This window comes from Mycolicibacter icosiumassiliensis, from assembly GCF_900078685.2.
Lineage (GTDB): Bacteria > Actinomycetota > Actinomycetes > Mycobacteriales > Mycobacteriaceae > Mycobacterium > Mycobacterium icosiumassiliensis.
The window spans coordinates 2196838-2219267 of sequence record NZ_LT546166.1 but is presented as its reverse complement, the minus strand read 5'-3'; the positions used below and the strand labels follow the sequence as shown (position 1 = coordinate 2219267).

Sequence of the window (22430 nt, the reverse complement as noted above, 5' to 3'; positions counted from 1 at the left end):
CAGCGCCGAGGCGTCAAGAACGGTCAATGGTCCCGCGCCTCGGCGCGCCGCTCCGCGAGGAGTTCGTCCACAAGAGAACGATTCGGCACCTTGTCCCGGCCTAGCGCGCGGAGCTCCTCGATCGCATCCGCGGGCCTTTCCATGACGATCCGCGATCCCTCAATGCGGACGTGGATGTGATCCCCCGGCGACAGCCCAAGGGCCTCGCGAATGTCAGCGGGTATGACGAGACGACCCTGCTTACCAAGCCTAAGCGTGGCATTCATATGTCGATCGTGCCACGCTAGCGATATCTATGCCACCAGGCCGCGCAGCATCACCAGGTCGGGGTGGCCCAACACCTCGGGGCCGGCGCGCGGGTCGTCGGCGAAGCACACCAGGTCGGCCGGGGCGCCATGCTCCAGCACGGGCGCATCCAGCCAGCTTCGGGCATCCCAGCAGGCCGCACCGAGTGCCTGAGTGGCACTGAGCCCAATACTCGTGAGGGCGTCGACTTCGTCGGCGATCCGGCCGTGGGCCACCATGCCACCGGCATCGGTGCCGGCATAGATCGGCACGCCCGCCTCCCGAGCCACACCGATCCGCGATCGACAGGTGGCGTGCAACGCGCGCATGTGCGCGGCGTATGTCGGGTACTTGGCCGCCGAATCGGCGATCCCCGGGAAGTTGTCGATGTTGATCAGCGTCGGCACCAGGGCCGTGCCGTTGGCCAGCATCAGCTCGATGATGTCCTCGGTGATGCCGGTGCCGTGCTCGATGCAGTCGATACCGGCATTGATCAGACCGGGTAGCGCGTCCTCACCGAAGACGTGCGCGGTGACCCGGGCGCCGTTGGCGTGCGCGGCGTCGATGGCCGACTTCAGCACCTCGTCGGACCACAACGGAGCAAGGTCCCCGACACCACGGTCGATCCAGTCCCCCACCAGCTTGACCCAGCCGTCGCCGCGATGGGCTTGGGCCGCAACGGCTTCCGGCAGTTGCGTTTCGTCGTCCACGTCGATCGGCAGCCCGGGGATGTAGCGCTTGGTGCGGGCCAGATGTTGGCCGGCGCGGATGATGCGCGGCAGGTCGGCACGGTCGTCGAATGCGCGGGTATCGACGGGTGATCCCGCGTCACGGATCAGCAGGACACCGGCGCGGCGTTCGGTCTCAGCCTGGCGCACCGCTTCGTTAACGTCGACCGGACCGCCGGGTCCGATCCCGACGTGACAGTGCGCATCGACCAGGCCCGGGATGATCCAGCCGTCGGAGAAGACGGTGTCGGCGCCGGCGACCGGCTCAAGGCTGATCGCGCCGTCGACGATCCAGTACTCGACGGGCTGTTCATCGGGCAGCCCGCGACCGGAAACGTGGAGCGCCAAATTACTTCTGGCCCGGGAAGTTCAGCTTGGACAGGTCGAAGTCGGCCAGCCCGGGGGGCAGCTCGTTGAGGCCTTCGGGCATCTGCGACAGGTCGGGGAAGCCGGCCGGCATGCCGGGGCCAAATGGACTGCGCACCTTCGGCGGGGTCGGACCGCGGCCCTTGCCCTTCTTGCCGGCCTTTCCCTTGGCCTTGCGGGTAGCGCTCTTGCGGCCCAGCCCGGGTAGGCCCAGGCCGCCCATCATCGACGACATCATCTTGCGGGCCTCGAAGAACCGGTCGACGAGCTGGTTGACCTCCGAGACGCTGACACCCGAGCCGTTGGCGATGCGCAGCCGCCGAGAGGCGTTGATGATCTTCGGGTCGGCCCGCTCGGCCGGCGTCATGCCGCGGATGATGGCCTGCAGGCGATCCAGCTGGCTGTCGTCGACGGCGGCCAGCGCGTCCTTCATCTGGCCGGCTCCGGGCAACATGCCCAGCAGGTTGCCAATCGGACCCATCTTGCGGATCGCCAGCATCTGCTCGAGGAAGTCCTCCAAGGTGAGCTCGCCGGAGCCGATCTTGGCTGCCGCTTCTTCGGCCTTGCGGGCGTCGAAGACCTGCTCGGCCTGCTCGATCAGGCTGAGCACGTCGCCCATGCCCAGGATGCGGCTGGCCATCCGGTCGGGATGGAAGACGTCGAAGTCGTCCAACTTCTCACCGGTGGACGCGAACAGGATGGGCGCGCCGGTGACTTCCCGCACCGACAGTGCCGCACCACCGCGGGCGTCGCCGTCGAGCTTGGTGAGCACGACCCCGGTGAAGCCCACGCCTTCGCGGAACGCATCGGCGGTGGTGACCGCGTCCTGGCCGATCATGGCGTCCAGGACGAACAGCACCTCGTCGGGCTGCACCGCGTCGCGGATGGCGGCGGCCTGGGCCATCATCTCCTCGTCGATGCCCAGACGCCCGGCGGTGTCGACGACGACGACGTCGAAGTGCTTGGCCTTGGCTTCGGCCAGGCCGGCGGCGGCCACGGCGACCGGGTCACCCGGCGTGCCGGTGTCGCCGGCGACTGAGGTCCCCGGGTGCGGGGCGAACACGGTGACTCCGGCGCGCTCCCCGACAACCTGCAGCTGGTTGACCGCACCGGGGCGTTGCAGATCGCAGGCCACCAGCAGCGGAGTGTGCCCCTGGCCGCGCAGCCAGGTGGCCAGTTTGCCGGCGAGTGTGGTCTTTCCCGCACCCTGCAGACCGGCCAGCATGATGACCGTCGGCGGGGTCTTGGCGAACGCCAGCTGCCGGGTCTGTCCGCCGAGGATGCCGATGAGCTCCTCGTTGACGATCTTGACGACCTGCTGCGCCGGGTTGAGCGCACCGGAGACCTCGGCGCCCTTGGCCCGGTCCTTGATCCGGCCGATGAACGCACGCACCACCGGCAACGACACGTCGGCTTCCAGCAGCGCCAGCCGGATCTCGCGGGCGGTGGCGTCGATATCGGCGTCGGTGAGACGGCCCTTGCTGCGCAGCCCCTGCAGGGCCCCGGTCAACCGGTCGGAGAGGGATTCAAACACGCCGCCAGCCTATAGCGCGGGTCGCAGGCCAAGCAGACATCGGGCGGCCCGGGATGACACCGGACCGCCGCCACGAGCAAAATTCGTGGCGGGACATTTGTAACCGGGGCGTTAGATAAATTGCACAGTTAATGGCGCAATTCTTATCCGTTAAACGGCCGTTTCAGAGCTTTCACAGCCCCCCTATCCCCGTTAAGGATTAGCGCTCAGCCGCTAAGAAAGCGTTACCAAGCGACTTAACCCCTCCGGTTCCTGCAATGCTTCACAGCATCGATGACCGACCCGTCGGACCATCACATTCTGGTCCGGCTTCCTGCGAGGAGGATGTATGTCGTTTGTGAAAACACTCCCCGAGTCAATGACGTACGCCGCGGGTCAACTCGCAGGTATCGGCGAAGCACTGTCCGCCGAGAGCGGCGCGGTCGCGATCCCGACCACGGTGATCGCCCCGGCCGGCACCGACCCGGTCTCTGCACTGCAGGCCGCCGTGTTCGCTACCTACGGGAGCCTCTACCAGTCGATCAGCGAACAGGCAGCAGCCGTTCACCAGCAGTTGGTCCAGGTCCTTGGACAGAACGCCGGGGCCTATTCCTCCGCCGAGGCGACCAACGGGGCGACATCGTCGATGGACTCGGGGCTGCAGTGGTTCTTGACCAACATCCTCGGCGTCCCGTCCAGCGGCAGTGGTTCCCTGCTCTCGGGCAACCTGGCCAACATCGGGAACATCGGAACGGGCAACTGGGCCTCGGCCTGCTCGGCCCTGCTTGGTCTGGCCGGTGGTGGTCTTCTCGACTTCCCCGAAGAGATCGCCGCCGAAGGTGCCGCCGGGCTGGTGGGCTACGAAGCACCCGCGGCCATGGCCGGCGTCGGCGCGATGCCGGTGGCAGCCGGGATGGCACAGGCCACCACGGTCGGGGCCTTGTCTGCGCCGCCCACCTGGGGGACCGAGCCCGTGGCGGCCGCGACCGCTGCACCAGCCCGTTTGGCGGCCGCGACCACCAGCATGGCTACCCCGCACCCCACGCCCGCCATGGCGGCCGTGCCGGCAGCCATGGCTGCCGCCGGAGCCGGCGACCGCGGCGTCGGGAAGTTCGGCGCCCCACGCTATGGGGTCAAGCACACCGTTATGCCCAAGCCGACCGCCGTTTAGCAATCCGCCCCACCAACGAGAAGGGGAACACAGATATGCCTTTCGATTTCGGAGCGCTACCCCCGGAGATCGTCTCTGCGTGGATGTACAGCGGGGCCGGTTCCGGACCGCTGATGTCAGCCGCCTCGTCGTGGGGCAGCTTGGCCGCAGAGCTGGAGGCATCGGCCACGTCGGCCCAGTTGGTGCTCTCCGAACTGGTCGGCGAAGACTGGACGGGGCCGGCCTCAGCGGCCATGACCAGCGCCGTCTCGCCCTATCTCTCGTGGCTGACCGCCACTTCGGCGGCCGCCCACCAGGCCAGTTCACAGGCGATGGCCTCGGCGGGCGCATTCGAGGCCGCCCGTGCGGCGGTGGTGTCGCCAGCGATCATCGCCGCCAACCGAGCCCAGCTGGCGACCCTGGTTGCGACGAACTTCCTGGGCGTGAACACCCCGGCGATCCTGGCCACCGAAGCCCACTACCTGGAGATGTGGGCGCAGGACACCCTGGCCATGCTCGGCTACAGCACCGCGTCGTCCAGCGCGGCGGCGCTCACCCCGATGACTCCGGCACCGCAGACCACCAACCCGGTCGGCGCGGCGGTCGCCACGGCCGGTAGTGCCACCGGCGGGCTCCAGCAGGAGCTGACTCAATCGCTTGCCTCGCTACAGGGCGCACTGCAGTCACTCTTGTCACCGCTGTCGGCGTCCTCGGATTCGCTCGGCTCACTGGGAAACGCGTTCGACCTGGTCCTCGGGACACCGTTGTTCGGCAATGCCATCAATGGCGGCGTGAACACGGCAGCCTGGTTTGTCTGCACCGCCATCCCGACGGCCGTATCGCTGGGTCACACGCTGGCCTTGGCAGGCCCGGCCAGCCTGGCGTCCGATGTCACCGGCATCGACGGCCTTGCGGCCGGACTGGGCTCGGGGGTCTTGGCGGGCATGACACAACCGGTCGGCGCGGTGGCTGCCGCCGGAACGCCGGTCCTGGCAGGAATGGGCCAGGCGTCCACGATGGGCGGGATGTCGGTACCGGCCGGCTGGTCGGCCGCGGCGGGCACGCAGGTCGCGGCATCGACGGGCTCGGGCTGGACAGTTGCCACCGAAGAGACAGCCGGCATGCACGCCGTGCCGGCCGGAATGGGACCGGTAGGCGCAGGTGGACGCGGTGGCCTCGGCTCCGGGGGCGGCCCCCGCTACGGCTTCCGGCCTACGGTGATGCCAAAACAGGTGCTGGTATGAAGCCGGGTGCGCCCTCTTGGTCGCTGGCGATGGCGGGAGCCCCGTCGAGCCGCGCCTCAGGAGGGCGCACCGCATGCCTCCGCCGGTCACCGGGGCAGGTGCGGCCCCGGATACAGCCACAGTTGAGGCCGATGATGCAGGCTTGCGGATTGGCAGGCGTTACACCCGGCACGGGGGTCCCGCCGCCCACAGAGATTGGCGCCGCCTGCGCAATTCCGGCCGTGCCGGCTCCGGCGAGCCCGACTACCAAAGCGGCGCCTGCCGTACTCAACAGCGTGGCCGACATCCTGACGAAATGTCTCATCGCAATCCCTATGTTTCGTCCGTGTTTCACCCCCCTCACACAACGTAGTTCCCGTTTCTGGCATCCATCTGAATCTTCCTGGCATCTATCTGAGTCTCTGCAGCTCACTACCCCCAGGCATGCGGACGATCTCGCGGGAAGACCGCGATTCCGCCCCGTCTATATCGCCTGACGGCCTAAGTCTGTGGATAACAATTCCGATCGAATGGCAGAAATCTAACCTTTCGCTGCCCTAATCCGGGTGGTACCCAAGATTGCGGGCCACGCGTCTCGACCGCGACTTATTTCAAAGGGGTAATTCCGCGCCACAAAGAAGAAAATAACAACGACGGGGACCAGCCCACCCCGACCATGGGCGCGCGCGGCCAGCAAACCTTCTAATTCCGCGGTTATCACGCCCGCAGCGCTGACATCCCGCGTCTCGGCGATACGTTGACGGCGGCCCGCAGTACGGCGTCGACGCGCTGGCTGATCGTGTGTGCCGCATCGAAGAGCCTGGCCGCCAGGTCGTAGCTGTCCGCGAGCCCCAGCGCGGCACTGACTTCGTCGGCGTAGTGGGGCGACAGCAGATCATGGCCGCGCCCGCCGGCCCGGTGCAGTTCGGTACGGACGTCCAGCACCGTGCGGTAGGCACCACGCAACGAACTCCCGTGCTCATGCATGGTCCAATCGCCGCAGGCATGGGCCACCGCCAGCGCATCGAGCAGTTGAACATCGCGTAGGCCGCCGCGGCCACATTTCAGATCGGGTTCGGCGCTTCCGGCTATCTCCCCGCTGCGCTGCCACCGGGCGTGCGTCACATCGACGAGTTCGCCGTAGCGGATGCCGATTCCGTGGCGCCATTGCTCCCGGACGCCGGCGATCAGACGAGCTGAGAGCCGCTCATCACCCGCGATATGGCGCGCGTCCAGCATGCCCAGGGCGGCGAGGATATCGGACGTGGCGACCCGCAACGCCTGCGGAATCGTGCGCACGCTGTGATCGAGACGAACATTGGCGTCCCACAACGGATACCACAGCGATTCCGCCGTTCGCCCCACGACATCGGCCGGCATGTCGTCGTGCACCAGCAGCAGGTCCAAATCGGAATGCGGAAGAAGCTCGCGGCGGCCCAGCGATCCGGTTGCCACTACGGCGAATCCACTGCCGGCGACGATCCCGATCTCGCTCGCCCTGGCGACCAGCCATGACTCGTGAACCCGGCGCCATACTGCCCGCAGCGCGGCCGAATCCCATTGTTCCGGCGTGGCGCAGCGCAATGCCGCTCGAACAGCAGCCAAGTCCGTTGCCGCGCAACTACGGCGATGCTGCTCAGGGCTCGTGGTCGCCCCGCTGCGGTTCATGGCGGTCTACATCGACTCGGGCGGCGCTACCGACTCATACCGCGTCGGGGCCGCGTTCGCCCGTGCGCACCCGGACCACGGACTCGACCGCGCTGACCCACACCTTGCCGTCGCCGATCTTGCCGGTATGTGCCGCCCGCACGATGATCTCGACGATCTTGTCCACCGTGAAGTCGTCGACCAGCACCTCGATCCGCACTTTAGGAACAAAGTCGATCGAATACTCGGCACCCCGGTAGACCTCGGTGTGGCCTTTCTGCCGCCCGTATCCCTGGACATCACTGACCGTCATCCCCAGGACTCCGGCCTCTTCCAAGCCAGTCTTGATGTCCTCCAACGTAAACGGCTTCACGATCGCGGTGATCAACTTCATCTTCTCTCCTGTCTTCGGCCGAGTAGGCAAGAACCGCACTGCCGGTACTCACGAGGTCGTATCCGCTTTGGAGGTGTTCGGCCTCATCGATGCCCGACGCTTCATCCTCGGCGTCCAGTCGCAGTCCGATGGTGTATTTGACGATCAAGGCCAAGATCGCCGTTCCGACAGCCGAGTACAGCGCAACGCTGGACGCGCCGATGAGTTGGCGCCACAGCTGATCGAAACCGCCGCCGTAGAACAAGCCGGGCGACACGCCGGACGCACCGTCGATCGCGGCGGTGGTCGGCGCCGCGACCAGACCCACCAACAGGGTTCCGACGAGGCCTCCGACCAGGTGCACTCCGACAACATCAAGCGAATCATCAAAGCCAAGTCGGTATTTCATACCTACTGCCAGTGCGCAGGCGACGCCGGCAACCGCACCGATAACCAGCGCGCCCACAACATCGACTGACGCGCACGCCGGCGTGATCGCGACCAGCCCGGCCACGATGCCCGATGCTGCGCCCAATGAGGTGGCGTGGCCGTCGCGGATCCGCTCGGCCAGCAGCCAGCCCAGCATCGCGGCGGCTGTCGCGACCGTCGTGGTGATGAAGGTCGAGCCGGCAACACCGTTGGCGCTCACCGCCGATCCCGCGTTGAATCCGTACCAGCCGAACCACAACAGGCCGGCCCCGAGCATTACCAACGGCAGATTGTGCGGCCGCATCGGAAGGGCCGGCCATCCTTGCCGCTTGCCAAGGATGATCGCCAGCACCAGAGCGGCCATACCCGCGTTGATGTGGACCGCGGTGCCGCCGGCAAAGTCGATCGCGTGGAGCTTGTTGGCGATCCAACCGCCGTGCGGGGCGGTGCTGTCGTCAAATGCAAACACCCAGTGGGCGACCGGGAAATACACGACGCTTACCCACAGGGCCGAGAACAACAGCCAACTGCCGAACTTCATCCGATCGGCCACCGCCCCGGAGATCAACGCGACCGTGATGATCGCGAACATCATCTGGAATCCCACGAACACGGTCGCCGGCACCGTGCCCACCAGCGGAATCTCGACCGCAGGCGTACCGCTGGCCGGATCGGCGGCGACCGCATTGACCCCGATCAGGCCCTTCAATCCCCAATAGTCAGTGGGGTTTCCGGCAATATTGCCGACATCATCGCCGAACGCGAGCGAGAAACCGTAGAGCACCCAGAGCACGGTCACCACACCCATGGCACTGATGCTCATCATGATCATGTTCAAGACGCTCTTGACCCGAACCATGCCGCCGTAGAAAAACGCCAAACCTGGTGTCATCAAAAGCACTAAGGCAGCGCTGGTCAGCATCCAAGCAGTGTCGCCGGTGTCGGGCACCCCCATCGTCGGGAATTGATCCATGCACCAAACCTCCTCCGCCGCGGCCGGTTGCGATATGAACCAGGCTGGTCATAACCATGCGCAACAGTTGTTTCGGCGGAAGCGCCGCTCCGTTGCAGATGTGTGACCAGCTGCTCACAGCGGTGGGCCAGGAAGAGGGCAGGGAGGCCCGACATGTCATCGGCCTGACTACGCGACTGCGTTAGGGACGCGCGCCGGGTGCACCCCCGGCGCCCCCGGCACCACCGGTGCCGTCGACGTTGGACTCGCCAGGCTCGCCCGCACCACCGGTAGTACCTCCGGTGGACCCACCAGTGCCGCCATCGCCGCCGTCACCGCCAACGCCGAGAGAACCGTTCCCGCCGGCACCACCGTTACCGCCGCGGCCACCGGAACTCCCGCTCTGGTCGGCCGCTGCGCCGCCGTTGCCACCGTCACCGCCGTCAGCGCCGACCTGCCCGCCGCCGCCGGCACCGCCGACCCCCCCGGCACCGCCGTTCCCACCGGTTGTTCCCACGCCGCCAGCTCCGCCCGCGCCGCCGTTGCCACCGTGGCCTCCGGCGCCAAACGGGTTGGTCACACCGGCGCCACCCGCACCACCGGCGCCACCGTCGCCGTCGGTACCGGCCTGCCCGACCGCGCCGATCCATCCGACACCGATACCGGCGGCACCGCCTCGGCCGCCGTCACCGCCGTCGCCGCCGTTGCCACCGTTGGGCTGACTGCCGGTGCCAACGCCGCCGGCCGCCCCCCCCCCCCCGACCCCAAACCCGCCGTCACCAAGGTTTCCCAACCCGAGCCAGCCGAACAACGAGTTATTGGTGCCGTTAAAGCCGTCGACACCGTCGCCGATCAGGTACCGGCCGAACGTCATCACCCAGGGGGCGTTGATCAGGTCGACCAGCAACTGGCTGCCGGCGTTGTGCAGGAAGCTCTCCAGCGCGTCGTGGATCGGGAGATAGAAGTCGTCCTGATACAGCTGAGCCCAGTCGGCCGGCAAGGGAGCGTCGGCATCGACGCTGCCGAGACTGCTCGGGTCGAAGCTGGCCGCACCGATATCGCCCGGGTTGGCCTCGGCCGTGTCGAACCAGGTTCCCGGATCCAGGAAGTCGAAATCCGCCTGGGCCGACGGCGGCGTCATCAGAGACGCCAAAGCGAGCGTCAACGCCGCCGCTGCGCCGCCGATAGCACGACTCGAATGACCGGTTGCGCGACGACCACGATGCCCGGCACTGCGGCGAAGACGACGATTCATTGCGATTGGCCTTTCTACGACTAATCAGAATTGACGGGCCCAAGCCGACTTAGCCGGCAGTGATCGTGTCGAGGCCGAGGAAATCGCCGATCCAGGACAGATCCGGATGCCCAGCCACAAGGGACTCGAGGGAGTTCAGGAACCCCGAAGAGTCGCCGGCGTCGGTGGCCGTCGCGGAGCCCCCGAACAGCGGGCTGGGGTCCTGGATATCGAAAAAGATGCGCAGCGCTGCGGTCCACAGCGTCGAGAACGGCTCCTGCTCCATAAACGACCCAAATACGTAGTTCGCCGGGTCCTGCAGGTCACGAATCGCGGCCTGAACACCCTGAGACCAGGCGTCGCTCAGCGCGACGCCGACCTCGTCCCAACTGATGTTGCTGGGCAACAGCTCGAAGCTGAACGAAGTGAGCATATTGGCCGGTCCCTGGTTCCAGCCTTCGGTGAGGCTGCCGTAGCCGAGGTTGACCAGGATGCGCATACTCGGTTCCAACAGGTCGGCCAGCGGATTGCCCCAGACCGGGTTCACCCGCAGCAGATCCAGCAGCGGCAGCGTCGCACTGGGGATCATGTAGTAACTGGTGAGACTATCTTCCGGAGTTGTTTCCAACTGAATGGCGTTGGCAATATCATCGGCACTGAGCCCTAAATATGAGTCATGCATCAAAACCAGACCCACAATGGCATTGAGATCTGCCAGCAGGTTCAACGGGTAACGCGGAAAGTCGGCAAAGCCGTCATATTCCATGGTGTAGACGTCGGTGGTGAAATAGTCCGGGGTTGGATGCCCGAGCGTCAGCCCGTTCCAAAAGGAGAGATCTCCGCCCCAGAAGTTCAGCAGCTCGACCAGACCACCGTTCGGGTTCGCGGCATTACCGACGAGCACGAAATGAACGTCCTGGGCCCCGACACCGTCGTAGTGAAGCTGTTCCATCGTCATCGACGACATCGCCGAGCTCTGCGAGTAGCCGAAGACGTACACCGGATTGTCGGCGTTCACTCCTCCTCCGGCGATCTGCTTCTCGATCGCATCGGCCAGGAGCTGGGCGCCGACCGCTTCGGAGACGTTACCCGGGTAGTACAGCTGCGGCGTGAACAGCGACTCGGCCGTCCCGGTAAAGCCGTGCGACTGGAGGTAGAGCAGGTTGGCGGCGTTGACGTAACCCTCCGACGGCAACGGAATACCGCTGCCGCCCATGACAAACGCGACGTCACCCGCGACCAGCGCTACGTCCGGTGACACGGCCGCCGAGGACCGGGCGCACAGCGGTGGCGCCGTGGCAAGCCCTGCCGCACCGGCGAAGACCGCGAGAACGCTTAGGACAGCGAGAACTACGCGACCGCAGCGGAGCGAACGACCCCCCTGCGGACCGGTCAGCGCAACAACACCAGCCATGGAAACCCCTTGAAATGCGCCGCGGACCGCGGAACCCCACCCGAAATTAGATCACCCGCAACAGTTTTAGTCATTAGTTCTGCAGAAAGCCGAAGCAGATTGACATAACTGTGCTTATTGGGGCGCGATAAAATCGGCCTTTCGCCTTCCCCGAATCGCAGAGCGGAACACCGTCCAAGTAAAGTGTCCGTCGTGGATATTAATGGAGCAAGCGCGATCGTCACCGGTGGCGCATCAGGAATCGGCGCGGCCACTGCCCGCCAGCTGGCCGACAGGGGCGCACGAGTCGTCGTCGCCGACCTGCAGGCGGACAAGGGCGAGGCCCTGGCCCACGAGATCGGCGGCGTGTTCGTGTCCGTCGATGTGACCAACACCGAGCAGATCATCGACGCGGTCAACACCGCGACGGATCTGGGCCCGCTGCGGGCGCTGGTGAACTCGGCCGGTATCGGCTGGGCTCAGCGCACCATCGGCAAGGACGGCGAGTTCGAGTCGGCGCACAACCTGGACCTGTACAAGAAGGTGCTCGCCATCAACCTGGTCGGCACCTTCGACTGCATCCGGATCGCGGCCACCGCGATGAGCCGTAACGAGCTGACCGACACCGGTGAGCGTGGCGCAATCGTCAACATGACCAGCGTTGCGGCCTTCGACGGCCAGATCGGCCAGGCCGCCTACTCGTCGTCCAAGGGCGGCGTCGTGGGCCTGACCCTGCCGGTGGCCCGCGACCTGTCGGCGGCGGGCATCCGCGTCAACACCGTGGCGCCCGGCCTCATCGACACCCCGATCTACGGCGAGGGCGAGGCCTCGGAAGCCTTCAAAGCCAAGCTCGGTGAGTCCGTGCTGTTCCCGCACCGGCTCGGCAAGCCCGAAGAGCTGGCGTCGATGGTGGTGGAGCTGCTCACCAACTCCTACATGAATGCCGAAGTCGTCCGGGTGGACGGCGGCATCCGGATGCCACCGAAGTAGTTTTCGTACCCGAGGTTGAGATTGCGTCCAGGGTCGCGGACACCGCGAGATGTACAGCCCTGGGCGCAATCTCAGCACCTAAGCGAGCGGCCGGGGCGTTGCCGCCCCGGGCTTTCCGGTCAGCCCGCGTTGCGCGCCAGGTTGATGGCGTAGTCGCTGACGAAGTGACCCGCGGCGGGCTCGCCCGAGCCGCAGCTGCCGTCGGACTCCCCGACCCGCTTAACCCACAGATAGGCGTCGGCGTGCTGCCCGGCGGTGTTGGTGGTCGGCGGCGTGCCCAGGGCCCGCCCGCTGGGATTGCACCAGCCGTAGGGGTCGCCTTCCGCGGGACCGGCGCCGTTGCGCGACGTGTCGATCACGTAGTGCGCGCCGCCGGTCATCCCCGAGATCTCTTCGCCGTAGCCGGTTTCCTCTTCGGTGGTGAAGTAGTTCGTGCTGTTCAGGGCGAAGCCCCGCGCGCGGCCCACGCCGGCCTGGTTGAGCCGGTTGGCCATCTCGCCGGCGCTGACCCACCGCGAGTGTCCGGCGTCCACGTAGACGGAGGTGGCCGGGTTGCGGCCCAATGTGTCGACGGCGTAGCTGATCAGGTCGTAGCGCTCCTGACGCGCATCACCGGAGAGGCAGTCGGCCATCGCGAGCGCGTCGGGCTCCAGGACGATCGCGGCCGGGTTGCCGCCGATCCCGTCGGCGACGCTGTCGATCCAGGCGCGGTAGGACGCGCCGGAGGAGAAACCGCCCGCGGCGTAGCTGCCACAGTCACGGTGCGGGATGGCGTAGAGCACCAGCACCGGCATGGCGCCGGCCGCCGCGGCAGCGCCGGTGTGCCGGGCCACCGTCGAGCCGACGGATCCCACCCCGAACGCCTGGTCCAGCCAGTACGCCTGCGGAGTGTTGGCTACCCGCGCCAGCTCAGCGCTGTCCGGCTGCGCGTTGGAGGCGTGCATCGCCTTCGAGATGGGATCGACATAGAAGGGCATGCCGCCCAGCGGGTTCCCGTCATCGGCCAGGGCCGGAGGCGCTCCGACCAGGGCCGCAGCGGCAAGGAGGGGGGCGAGGCAGCGCGCGACTGTGCCAAAAAGTGAGGGGGTCACAGGCAAAAATTACCTCATGACCAACCCGAGGTCACAAGATGGTCACGGATCGCTTAGCCGAGCAACGCGTCGACGAAAGCGCCCGGCTCGAACGGAGCCAGATCGTCGGGCCCCTCACCGAGCCCCACCAGCTTGACCGGCACTCCCAGCTCCTGCTGCACCCGGAAGACGATCCCGCCTTTGGCGGTTCCATCCAGCTTGGTCAGCACCACCCCGGTGATGGCGACGACGTCGGCGAACACCCGGGCTTGGGCCAGGCCGTTCTGCCCGATCGTGGCGTCGAGGACCAACAGCACCTCATCCACCGACGCCCGGCGCTCCACCACCCGCTTGACCTTGCCGAGCTCGTCCATCAGACCGGTCTTGGTGTGCAGCCGTCCCGCGGTGTCGATGACCACCACGTCGACACCATCGACTACGCCCTTGTCGACGGCGTCGAATGCCACCGACGCCGGATCGGCGCCCTCGGCACCGCGCACCACCTCGGCGCCCACCCGCGCCGCCCAAGTCTGCAGCTGGTCGGCCGCGGCGGCCCGGAACGTGTCGGCCGCCCCCAGCACCACGCGACGGCCATCGGCCACCAGCACCCGGGCCAGTTTCCCGACGGTGGTGGTCTTGCCGGTGCCGTTGACCCCGACCACCAGTAGCACCGACGGATGGTCGTCGTGCGGCAAAGCCCGAATGGAGCGCTCCAGGCCGGGCTGCAGCTCGCCGATGAGCACCTCGCGCAACACCGTGCGAGCCTCGGCTTCGGTGCGCACCTGACCGCCGGCCAGCCGTCCACGCAACTGATTCACCACCGATTCGGTGACCACCGGGCCCAGGTCGGCCACCAGCAGGGTGTCTTCGACGTCCTGCCAGGAGTCGTCGTCGAGGTCCCCACCGCCCAGCAACCCGAGCATGCTGCGGCCCAACGCGTTCTGCGACTTGGCCAACCGACCGCGCAACCGGTCCATCCGGCCGTCAACCGGCTCGATGTCCGGCTCTACGACCTCGACTGCCGGCGCCTCCGGTAATTCGACGTCGGTGATGGTGCGCCGCGGCGCGTCACGTGGAACGGTCGCGTCGTCGCCGATGACGGGGGCTGGCGGCTCCGACGTGTCAGTGCGGCTGAAGGTGATCCCCGAGGAGGCGGTGTAGCCGCCGGAGCGGTCCAGGCTCTCACGCTGCGGCGCCGACAGGCTGATACGCCGCCGCCGTTGACGTAGCAGGCCGAAGATCAGTGCGGCGATGACGACGAGGGCGGCGGCGACCGCGATGGCGATCCAGAGACCTTCAGACACTCGGCCATTGTTTCAGGGCCCTGGTGAGCATGGGTTGTCGGTGGTGCTCGGCAGACTGCGAAGCAGACACCAACGCGCGTAATCTGCAACTACTCGAGCTGCCATCGGAAGAAGGTGCACCATGTCTGAGCTGCCAGAGCTGCCGCCTGGCTTGATGACCCTGGAGCAGTGGGACGCCCTGGAGGTCGCCCACACCCGACGATGGGAGCTCAGCGAGGGAACCATCATCATGTCGCCGCGACCACAGCTCACCCATCAGCGCATTTCGAAACGACTCACCCGTCTCCTCGATGACCACCTACCGGACGGCCTGGAAGCGCTTCCCGAAATCGAAGTGACGACCAGCGCGTCGTTTCCGCCCAGCGTTCGCGACCCGGACATCGTGGTGATCAACAGTGACACCGTGCCCGGGCGTACGGTCCGGGTGTCGCCGGCAGATGTTGCGCTCGTCGTCGAGATCGTGTCGCCGGGTTCGCGCGGAATGGACCACGTGATGAAGCTGTACGAGTACGCCAAGGCCGGCATCGAGCACTACTGGATCGTCGACGCCGAGGCTCCCACCGGCGAGTGGTTCCTCGCGTACCGTCTCGACGGCGAGGTGTACCGGCCGGTCGCGGTGCTCGACGGGGAGCAGGTCCAGGTGCGGGAGCCGGTGGTCATGGAATTCACGCTGGAGGCTTTGCTCGGCGGCTAGCCCCGGCTGGACACCAGCTCTTCGCCGCGGATGCGCTGGGAGATCACCGCGGTGATCCCGTCACCCTGCATGGTCACCCCGTACAGCGCGTCGGCGACTTCCATCGTCGGCTTCTGGTGGGTGATGACGATCAGCTGCGAGCGGGCCCGCAGCATCTCGAACAGCGCCAGCAGCCGGCGCAGGTTGGTGTCGTCCAGCGCGGCCTCGACCTCGTCCATGATGTAGAACGGCGACGGGCGGGCCCGGAAGATCGCGACCAGCATGGCGATGGCCGTCAGCGACTTCTCCCCGCCGGACAGCAGCGACAGCCGCTTGACCTTCTTGCCGGGCGGACGGGCTTCGACGTCCACGCCGGTGGTCAGCATGTCGTTCGGGTCGGTTAGCAGGAGCCGGCCTTCCCCGCCGGGGAACAGCGCCGCGAACACCTCGGTGAACTCGCGCTCCACGTCGGCGTAGGCGTCGGTGAAGACCTGCAGGATGCGCGCATCGACTTCCGAGACCACGTCGAGGAGGTCTTTGCGGGCCGCCTTGACGTCCTCGAGCTGAGTCGACAAGAAGTTGTAGCGCTCCTCCAGCGCCGCGAACTCCTCGAGTGCCAGGGGGTTGACCCGGCCCAATTCGGCCAGCTCACGTTCGGCGCGTTTGGCCCGGCGCTCCTGGGTGGCGCGATCGAACGGCATTGGGGCAGGCGCGGTCACTAGCTCACCGCGATCGCGGGCCTGCTCGTATTCGGCCATCTCCAGCTCCGTCGGCGGCAGCGCGACGTCCGGACCGTATTCGGCGATCAGGTCTGCCGAGCTCATCCCGAACTGTTCGAGCACGGTCTGCTCGAGTTGCTCGATACGCAGTGCAGCCTGTGCCTTGGCGACTTCATCGCGGTGCAGTGCCTCGGTGAGCGCGGTGAGCCGGGTGCTCAGGGAGTTCACCTCGTCACGGACCGCGACCATCGCGGCGGCCCGCTGCTGGCGTTCGCCGGCCAGCCCATCACGGATCCGCGCCGCGGCGATCACCACATGTTGCAGGCGTTGGGCCAGCGAGCTGCCGGCGTCGGCCACCACTGCCGCCGTCGTCGCCGCGCGTGCGCGTGCGGCGCGGGCCTGCTCGGCACGCACCCGCGCCTCGCGTTCGGCCGCAGCGGCTCGGCGCAGCGAGTCCGCCTTGCCGCGTACCGCATTGGCGCGTTCCTCGGCGGTGCGCACCGCCAGCCTGGCCTCCACCTCGACGCTGCGCGCCGCCTCCGCTGCTGCCGCGATCTGCTGGCGATCCACCGGTTCCAGGGCGGCAGTCGGTTGATCCTCTTCGGCGTTGCGTAGCCGGGTTTCCAGTTCGCTCAGCTCGGTGACGGTCTGCGCCCGGCCGGCCTCCAGCTCGTCACGCTCGCGTAGCCGGCGGCGCCACTCAGTCTCGGCGGCGCGGGCTTCTTGCCCCAACCGGCCCAGCTGCTCGTGGGTCGCCGCGATGGCGGCATCGGACTCGTTGAGTGCGGCCAGTGCCTGCTCGGCGGCGTCCCGGCGCGCGGACTGCTCGGCCAGCGCTCCGGCGAGGGCTGCGCCGAGTTCGCCGGCCTGTGTCTCGGCAGCGGCCAGCTCGGCGCGGGCCTTGTCGATCTCGCTGTTGATCTCCAGGGTGGACGGCTTGCGATCCGATCCGCCGCTGACCCAGCCCGCACCGACCAGGTCACCGTCTAATGTCACCGCGCGCACCCCGGGGCGGGCAGCCACCAGGTCCAGCGCCTTGGGCAGGTCGTCGACCACTGCCACCGCCGACAGCATGGCCGTCATCGCACCGCGCAACCGGTCGGGGGTCTCGATCAGCTCCACTGCCCAGAGCGCTCCGTCGGGCAGCACCGCACGCTGTTCGGTGGCGGGCAGCGGCCAGTCCCCCAGCACGATCGCGGCCCGGCCACCGTCGGCGGTCTTGAGCGCGTGCAGCGCCGAGCGGGCCGCTCCGGCGTTCTCCGCGGCCAGCGCGTCGGCTGCGGACCCGAGCACCGCGGCCAGCGCCGCCTCGTATCCCGAGCGCACCTTGACCAGCTTCGCGATCGACCCGAACAGCCCGGCGCCACTGTGGTTCGCCGCCAGCCAGGCGGCGCCGTCCCGGCGTTCCAGGCCCATCGACAACGCCTCGATGCGGGCGCGCAGCGAAGCCACCTGCCGCTCGGCGGCACGCTCGGCCGCCTGGAGTTCGGCGACGCGCTCATCTGCCAGCTGCAAGGTGGTCACGGTCCGCTCGTGGTGCTCGTCCAGACCGACCTCGCCCTGATCGAGCTCGGAGACCCGGCCCTGAACCGTCTCGAACTCCGCCTGAGCTGCCTGGGCCCGTCCGGCGGCCTCCTCGATGCGCGTCGACAGCTGCCCGACGTGATTGTCGATCGACTCGACGCGCGCCCGGATGGTCTCCACCTGACCGGTCAACCGGGCCAGGCCCTCTCGCCGGTCGGCTTCGGCACGGACCGCAGCCAGATGCGCCTTCTCCGCCTCGGTGCTGCGGCGCTCTCGTTCAGCCAGCTCGGCACGGGCCGCCTCCAGCCGGATACCGGCGTCGGACAGTTCGGCCAATAGTTGCCGCTCGGCCGCGGCCACCTGCTCGGCCTCGGCCTCCAGTGCGTCCGGGTCGACGCCGGCGGTGGTGATCGGCTCGTCGTCGAGATGCTGTGCGCGTTCGCTGGCAATGCGCACCGTGGCGCTGACCCGCTCCGCCAGCGCGGACAGTGAGAACCAGGTCTGTTGCGCGCCCTCGGCGCGCTGGGTCAAGCTGGCGACCGCGGATTCGTGGGCGGTCAGTTCGTCGGCAGCCACCGCGAGGCGTTCGGTGATCTGGTCGTGTTCGCGGCGCAGCGTCGCCTCGGCGTCGGTGGTTCCGGCGAACTCGGCCTGCCGTGACACCAGGTCATCGGCGGTCAGCCGCAGCTTGGCGTCGCGCAGGTCCGCTTGGATGGTGGCCGCACGTCGTGCGACTTCGGCCTGGCGGCCCAACGGTTTGAGCTGGCGACGCAGCTCGGTGGTCAGGTCGGTCAGGCGGGCCAGGTTGGCCGCCATCGCGTCCAGTTTGCGGACCGCCTTCTCTTTGCGCTTGCGGTGCTTGAGCACCCCGGCGGCCTCTTCGATGAACGCCCGGCGGTCCTCGGGGCGAGACTCCAGGATCTGCGCCAGCCGGCCCTGTCCGACGATGACGTGCATCTCACGGCCAATGCCGGAGTCGCTGAGCAGCTCCTGGACGTCCATCAATCGGCAGCTCGCGCCGTTGATCTCGTACTCGCTGGCTCCGTCGCGGAACATCCGCCGGGTGATCGAGACCTCGGCGTACTCGATCGGCAGCGCATTGTCGGAGTTGTCGATGGTGACGGTGACCTCGGCGCGCCCGAGCGGCGCGCGCGAGGAGGTGCCGGCGAAGATGACGTCTTCCATCTTGCCGCCGCGCAGGGTCTTGGCGCTGTGCTCCCCCATCACCCAGGCCAGCGCGTCGACCACGTTGGATTTGCCCGAACCATTGGGTCCGACGACAGCGGTGATGCCGGGTTCAAAACGCAGAGTCGTCGGCGCGGCGAAGGACTTGAAGCCCTTCAGCGTCAGACTCTTGAGGTGCACGGGGTGTGAGACTACCGGGCTAGCGTTCGGCGAATCCGTCGATCGGGTCCCCGACGTCCGTCCAGTCGGCGACGACGGTGTCCACCCGACCCGGTGTGGTGCCTCCCTGCAGCAGCTCCAGCAGTCGTTGGCAGTTCGCGCGGGGGCCCTGAGCGACGACGTGTACCCGGCCGCCCGGTCGGTTGGCGGCGTAGCCCGTCAGACCCAGCTCGAGTGCCCGCGAACGCGTCCACCACCGAAACCCGACGCCCTGGACGTGGCCGTGCACCCAGGCGGACAGGCGGACGTCAGGCGCGGTCACCGGAGTCAATCTCGAAGCGCACCTCGGTACCGGATTTCAGGGTGCGACCTACCGTGCAGACCTGGTCGACGGCGCGGTGCACGACGGTCAGCAGCCGCTCCCGGTCCGCTTCATCCAAACCCGGGTCTAGCCTCGTCAGGTCCAGCTTCAGGACCTCTTCCAGCAGCGGATAGCGCTCCTGCTCCCGATCGGCGACACCGGAGACCTCGATGGTGGCCTGGTAGTCGTCGCCGAGCCGACGGGCCAGCGGGGCGTCACTGGACATTCCGCTGCATGCGGCCAGCGCGATCTTCAGCAGTTCCCCGGGGGTGAAGACGCCGGCGACGTCTTCACTGCCGACCAGCACCTGCGCGCCCCTCGAACTGCGTCCGGTATAGCGGCGGGTTCCGGTTCGTTCCACCCATAATTCGGTCATGGGGACATCTTGGCAGCTGTTGCCGTGACGGCACCGAACATGCGCTCTGCTCCGCCGCGCTTGCGATCCCAGCTAGGTCAGTCGGCGACCGCCGCAGCAGGCTTTCTGCCGTACTGGCGCTCCATCATGGCCGTGTCGCCGTACACCTGCACCCGCACTGTCTTGCCGTTACGCAGGGTGTAGACCTCGGCGCTGTGGCCCCGTTCGCCGCCGATCGCCGCCTCGCTGAGTACGACGACGGTCTCACCGTCGGCGAGGAAGCGCTGCGGAGTGACGGTCGGCGATTTCCGCCCCAACTGCATCAGGAATTCCATGAGCTCCGCTTTGCCGCGGTAGGTTCCGCTGATCGCACTCTCGCCGGGCTGCACCCATTCGATGTCGTCATCGTAGAGCGCCATCAGGGTTTCGCTGTCGCCGGTGGCGAACGCCTGGTAGCCATTGCGCACCAGCGTGATGTTCTGCTCGGACATCTGTCGGTTCCTCTCGTAGGTATTCTCCTGTGCCCGGCCCGCTTTCACGTATCAGAGCCGGTACATCTCACGCGCCATCCGCGCGGTTTCCAGATAGGGCGATTCACGTCGCAGATAACGGCCCACCGGTTCGATTCGCCGCCTGCCGTGGACGTGTTCGGCGACGGCCAATGCGGTGGCAACCAGCCGATGAGTACGCCGTCGCAGGTGATGTGCGGCGTCGCCCAAGACATCGCGAAGTTCGCCGGCCTGCAGAGGTAGCGGCGCCCAGTGCTTGATGACCAATTGCGCCATGACCGTTGCCTCCTCACGACTGCGGTGGTTCGGGGTGAATCACCGGCAAGGCATTCCTTAGGCAAGCACCGACGTCGCAAAATTGCGTCATCCCAATGGATGAGATCCGCGTAAACTTTTGCGGCAAGAAGACAGGTGTCTTCCCATCCCTTCGCAACCGGGAGCATGCCGAATGTCCAGGCCTACAAACAGATTCAGGGCCGACGATGAGCACGACCGATGAATTCTCACAACTGATCTCTCGTATTTACTCCGCGGCGCTGGTGCCCGACGAGTGGGATGCCACCATGGCCGCCATCGCCGGCGCCTTCACCGCGCATACCGCGTCGCTGGTGCTCTCCAACAGCGCCTCACGCACGCTTAAGCACGCGCAGATGCCGTCGTCAGCGGCTCAGACTTACGCGGCGCACTACGAGCGGCTGGATCATGTCCTTCGCGCCGTGGAGACCGGACCGGTGGGTGCGGTGCGGACCGGCGCGGAACTCATGTGGCCCTATCAAAAGTGTGAATTTCAGATCGACTGGGCTCGCCCCAACGGACTTCACGACGGACTATTCGTTCGGCTCACGTCCGGAACGGCGATGACCAGCCTGGCCATCGCGAATGTGAAGCAATCAGAGCGTTTCGACAGTCTCGAACATCTGGCGTTGGTGAACCGTCTCATTCCGCATCTGCAACAAGCGCTCCGTGTACAGAACCGCCTCGAAGATCTCGATCGTCGCAACAGTGATCTCGCGGAGGCCAGCGAGGCCGTCAGTCATGGGATCGTCATCGCCGAAGGACGGCGGTGCGTCTACGCCAACGGCGCAGCCGAGCGAATTCTGGGCTCCGACGATGGCTTGCGGATCGAACGAGGCTGCATCACAGCCGAGTCGTCGCACGCCGACACCGAGTTGGAGCACAGCATCGCCCGACTGTCCAAGCCCGACGGCCCGGACATCTGGGGCGGGTCGTTCCTGTGTGCTCGGCCTTCCGGGCGACGACCCTACATCGTTCATGTTCTGCCGGTCGAAGCGAATTCCGTTGCGACGCTCTACTGCCGACGAGCCATGATCATCATCGTCGACCCCGAACGACAGCCGGAACCACCCGCGATACTGCTACGGCGCCTGTACGGGCTGACGAAAGCCGAAGCGCAGGTTGCCCTCTTGGCGATGCGAGGCGAAGGGCTGACTCCGATCGCCGAGGAGTTGTCGGTATCGCTGACCACAGTGAAGACCCACCTACGGCATATCTTCGACAAGACCGGGATCCATCGCCAGGCCGAACTCGTTCGGCTGCTGATCCTCCTCGATCCCATGCGCGGCTGAGGCGACGGAATCTGCGCGTTCGGCGACAGCGGACCGGCGAAACTGACAAGTCGTTAATCCACCTGCATTCGCTGCCAGGAGTCGGCTAGAGCTGCGCGGAATCGGTATGTTTAAGGTATAATTTCTACACATGCTTGACTTCGAGTTTGACCCCGCCAAGAGCGCGACAAACTTTGCCAAGCATGGCATCGACTTCGATGCCGCACAGTCCATTTGGTCGGATCCGCGCCGCATCGAGGTGCCAGCACGCACTACGGATGAGCCGAGGTGGATGGTGATCGGCGAGATCGACGGTCGATGCTGGTCAGCGGTAGTGACCTACCGAGACGATCACGTTCGAATCATTTCGGTACGCCGCTCACGCGAAGGGGAGGCAGAGATTTATGAAAGCTAACGAGTTCGACGAACAGTTCGACGACGGCCAGGACATGGCTGCTGCCCTCGATACCGCCCGAGCCCGACGGCCCGGGGAGGAACACCGGCGCGTCAACGTCGACTTTCCGGTCTGGATGATCGCCGAACTTGACCGCGAAGCGACCCGGCTCGGAGTAACCCGGCAATCGCTCATCAAGGTCTGGATCGCGGAGAAACTTGACCACGGCGGTCACACCGCAGCCTGACCGTAGGTGCTCCACTGCGGATCGCTGACCAAGGCCGGCGAGGATGTTCGACGGCGCGCCGCACAGCTGCGGCGCTGACACA

At 66.9% G+C, this 22430-nt stretch carries 21 protein-coding genes and 1 pseudogene; 7 read left to right on the top strand and 15 right to left on the bottom strand.

What is annotated here, in order from left to right; all coding sequences use genetic code 11:
• Nucleotides 1-23: 23 nt before the first annotated feature.
• The 3 genes from BN4346_RS34470 to ffh are packed head-to-tail and all read right to left on the bottom strand — an operon-like array spanning nt 24 to nt 2913.
• Nucleotides 24-266, bottom strand: a complete 243-nt coding sequence (locus BN4346_RS34470; protein WP_067971792.1) for an AbrB/MazE/SpoVT family DNA-binding domain-containing protein — start codon at nt 264-266, stop codon at nt 24-26.
• Nucleotides 267-293: 27 nt separating this feature from the next.
• Nucleotides 294-1361 carry an amidohydrolase family protein gene (locus tag BN4346_RS34465; protein ID WP_067971790.1) on the bottom strand — a complete coding sequence of 356 codons (1068 nt, stop codon included), beginning with the start codon at nt 1359-1361 and terminating at the stop codon, nt 294-296.
• Nucleotide 1362: 1 nt separating this feature from the next.
• The gene (gene ffh, locus BN4346_RS34460; RefSeq protein WP_067971783.1) at nt 1363-2913 is read right to left on the bottom strand and encodes a signal recognition particle protein; all 1551 of its coding nucleotides are present in this window, start codon (nt 2911-2913) and stop codon (nt 1363-1365) included.
• Nucleotides 2914-3241: 328 nt separating this feature from the next.
• Here ffh and BN4346_RS34455 point away from each other — a divergent pair, with 328 nt between their 5' ends.
• The gene (locus BN4346_RS34455; protein WP_078058605.1) at nt 3242-4063 is read left to right on the top strand and encodes a PE family protein; all 822 of its coding nucleotides are present in this window, start codon (nt 3242-3244) and stop codon (nt 4061-4063) included.
• 35 nt (nt 4064-4098) lie between these two features.
• Nucleotides 4099-5286, top strand: a complete 1188-nt coding sequence (locus BN4346_RS34450; protein ID WP_067971777.1) for a PPE family protein — start codon at nt 4099-4101, stop codon at nt 5284-5286.
• 705 nt (nt 5287-5991) lie between these two features.
• On the opposite strand, the pseudogene BN4346_RS34445 reads toward BN4346_RS34450, so the two are convergent.
• The 5 genes and pseudogenes from BN4346_RS34445 to BN4346_RS34425 all read right to left on the bottom strand — a co-directional run.
• Nucleotides 5992-6933: pseudogene (locus tag BN4346_RS34445) on the bottom strand ([protein-PII] uridylyltransferase family protein); the annotation flags it as partial.
• A 34-nt stretch (nt 6934-6967) separates the two neighbouring features.
• A complete protein-coding gene (locus BN4346_RS34440) occupies nt 6968-7306 on the bottom strand; it encodes a P-II family nitrogen regulator (protein WP_067971770.1) in 339 nt (112 codons plus the stop codon).
• Entirely contained in the window at nt 7212-8687 is a 1476-nt protein-coding gene (locus BN4346_RS34435) for an ammonium transporter (RefSeq protein WP_067971768.1), read from the bottom strand. Before BN4346_RS34435 ends, BN4346_RS34440 begins: the two co-directional genes overlap by 95 nt.
• Before the next feature lie 181 nt (nt 8688-8868).
• Complete coding sequence (locus tag BN4346_RS47675) at nt 8869-9807, bottom strand: hypothetical protein (RefSeq protein WP_067971763.1); 939 nt, start codon at nt 9805-9807, stop codon at nt 8869-8871.
• A gap of 163 nt (nt 9808-9970) precedes the next feature.
• The gene (locus BN4346_RS34425; protein ID WP_235653624.1) at nt 9971-11161 is read right to left on the bottom strand and encodes a PE-PPE domain-containing protein; all 1191 of its coding nucleotides are present in this window, start codon (nt 11159-11161) and stop codon (nt 9971-9973) included.
• Nucleotides 11162-11506: 345 nt separating this feature from the next.
• On the opposite strand from BN4346_RS34425, the gene BN4346_RS34420 reads away from it, so the two are divergent.
• The gene (locus BN4346_RS34420; RefSeq protein WP_067971759.1) at nt 11507-12283 is read left to right on the top strand and encodes an SDR family NAD(P)-dependent oxidoreductase; all 777 of its coding nucleotides are present in this window, start codon (nt 11507-11509) and stop codon (nt 12281-12283) included.
• A 119-nt stretch (nt 12284-12402) separates the two neighbouring features.
• Here BN4346_RS34420 and BN4346_RS34415 read toward each other — a convergent pair whose 3' ends face one another.
• Together BN4346_RS34415 and ftsY are read right to left on the bottom strand one after the other, a co-directional pair.
• Complete coding sequence (locus tag BN4346_RS34415) at nt 12403-13380, bottom strand: glycoside hydrolase family 6 protein (protein WP_407695077.1); 978 nt, start codon at nt 13378-13380, stop codon at nt 12403-12405.
• Nucleotides 13381-13427: 47 nt separating this feature from the next.
• Nucleotides 13428-14657: a signal recognition particle-docking protein FtsY gene (gene ftsY / locus BN4346_RS34410; RefSeq protein ID WP_067971755.1), complete on the bottom strand. Its 1230-nt coding sequence runs from the start codon at nt 14655-14657 to the stop codon at nt 13428-13430.
• A 121-nt stretch (nt 14658-14778) separates the two neighbouring features.
• Between ftsY and BN4346_RS34405 the strand changes: the two genes are divergently transcribed.
• A complete protein-coding gene (locus BN4346_RS34405) occupies nt 14779-15351 on the top strand; it encodes a Uma2 family endonuclease (RefSeq protein ID WP_067971753.1) in 573 nt (190 codons plus the stop codon).
• On the opposite strand, the gene smc is transcribed toward BN4346_RS34405, so the two are convergent.
• The 5 genes from smc to BN4346_RS34380 form a co-directional block, all read right to left on the bottom strand.
• Complete coding sequence (gene smc, locus BN4346_RS34400) at nt 15348-18938, bottom strand: chromosome segregation protein SMC (protein ID WP_067971749.1); 3591 nt, start codon at nt 18936-18938, stop codon at nt 15348-15350. The genes BN4346_RS34405 and smc overlap by 4 nt on opposite strands.
• A 19-nt stretch (nt 18939-18957) precedes the next feature.
• Complete coding sequence (locus tag BN4346_RS34395; RefSeq protein WP_067971745.1) at nt 18958-19239, bottom strand: acylphosphatase; 282 nt, start codon at nt 19237-19239, stop codon at nt 18958-18960.
• On the bottom strand, nt 19226-19654 hold the full coding sequence (locus tag BN4346_RS34390; protein WP_067971743.1) for an OsmC family protein: 429 nt from the start codon (nt 19652-19654) through the stop codon (nt 19226-19228). Before BN4346_RS34390 ends, BN4346_RS34395 begins: the two co-directional genes overlap by 14 nt.
• Nucleotides 19655-19731: 77 nt before the next feature.
• Nucleotides 19732-20124, bottom strand: coding sequence for a nuclear transport factor 2 family protein (locus BN4346_RS34385; RefSeq protein ID WP_067971740.1), 393 nt, complete (start codon nt 20122-20124; stop codon nt 19732-19734).
• Between the two features lie 51 nt (nt 20125-20175).
• Nucleotides 20176-20418: a hypothetical protein gene (locus tag BN4346_RS34380; protein ID WP_067971737.1), complete on the bottom strand. Its 243-nt coding sequence runs from the start codon at nt 20416-20418 to the stop codon at nt 20176-20178.
• 95 nt (nt 20419-20513) lie between these two features.
• On the opposite strand from BN4346_RS34380, the gene BN4346_RS34375 reads away from it, so the two are divergent.
• From BN4346_RS34375 to brnA, 3 genes are all read left to right on the top strand, one after another.
• Nucleotides 20514-21728 (top strand): helix-turn-helix transcriptional regulator, encoded by a 1215-nt coding sequence (locus BN4346_RS34375; RefSeq protein ID WP_235653623.1) that lies wholly within the window; start codon nt 20514-20516, stop codon nt 21726-21728.
• A gap of 130 nt (nt 21729-21858) precedes the next feature.
• A complete protein-coding gene (locus BN4346_RS34370) occupies nt 21859-22122 on the top strand; it encodes a BrnT family toxin (RefSeq protein ID WP_067971730.1) in 264 nt (87 codons plus the stop codon).
• Nucleotides 22112-22348, top strand: coding sequence for a type II toxin-antitoxin system BrnA family antitoxin (gene brnA, locus BN4346_RS34365; RefSeq protein WP_067971728.1), 237 nt, complete (start codon nt 22112-22114; stop codon nt 22346-22348). The genes BN4346_RS34370 and brnA overlap by 11 nt, the downstream gene beginning before the upstream one ends.
• Nucleotides 22349-22430 lie beyond the last annotated feature (82 nt).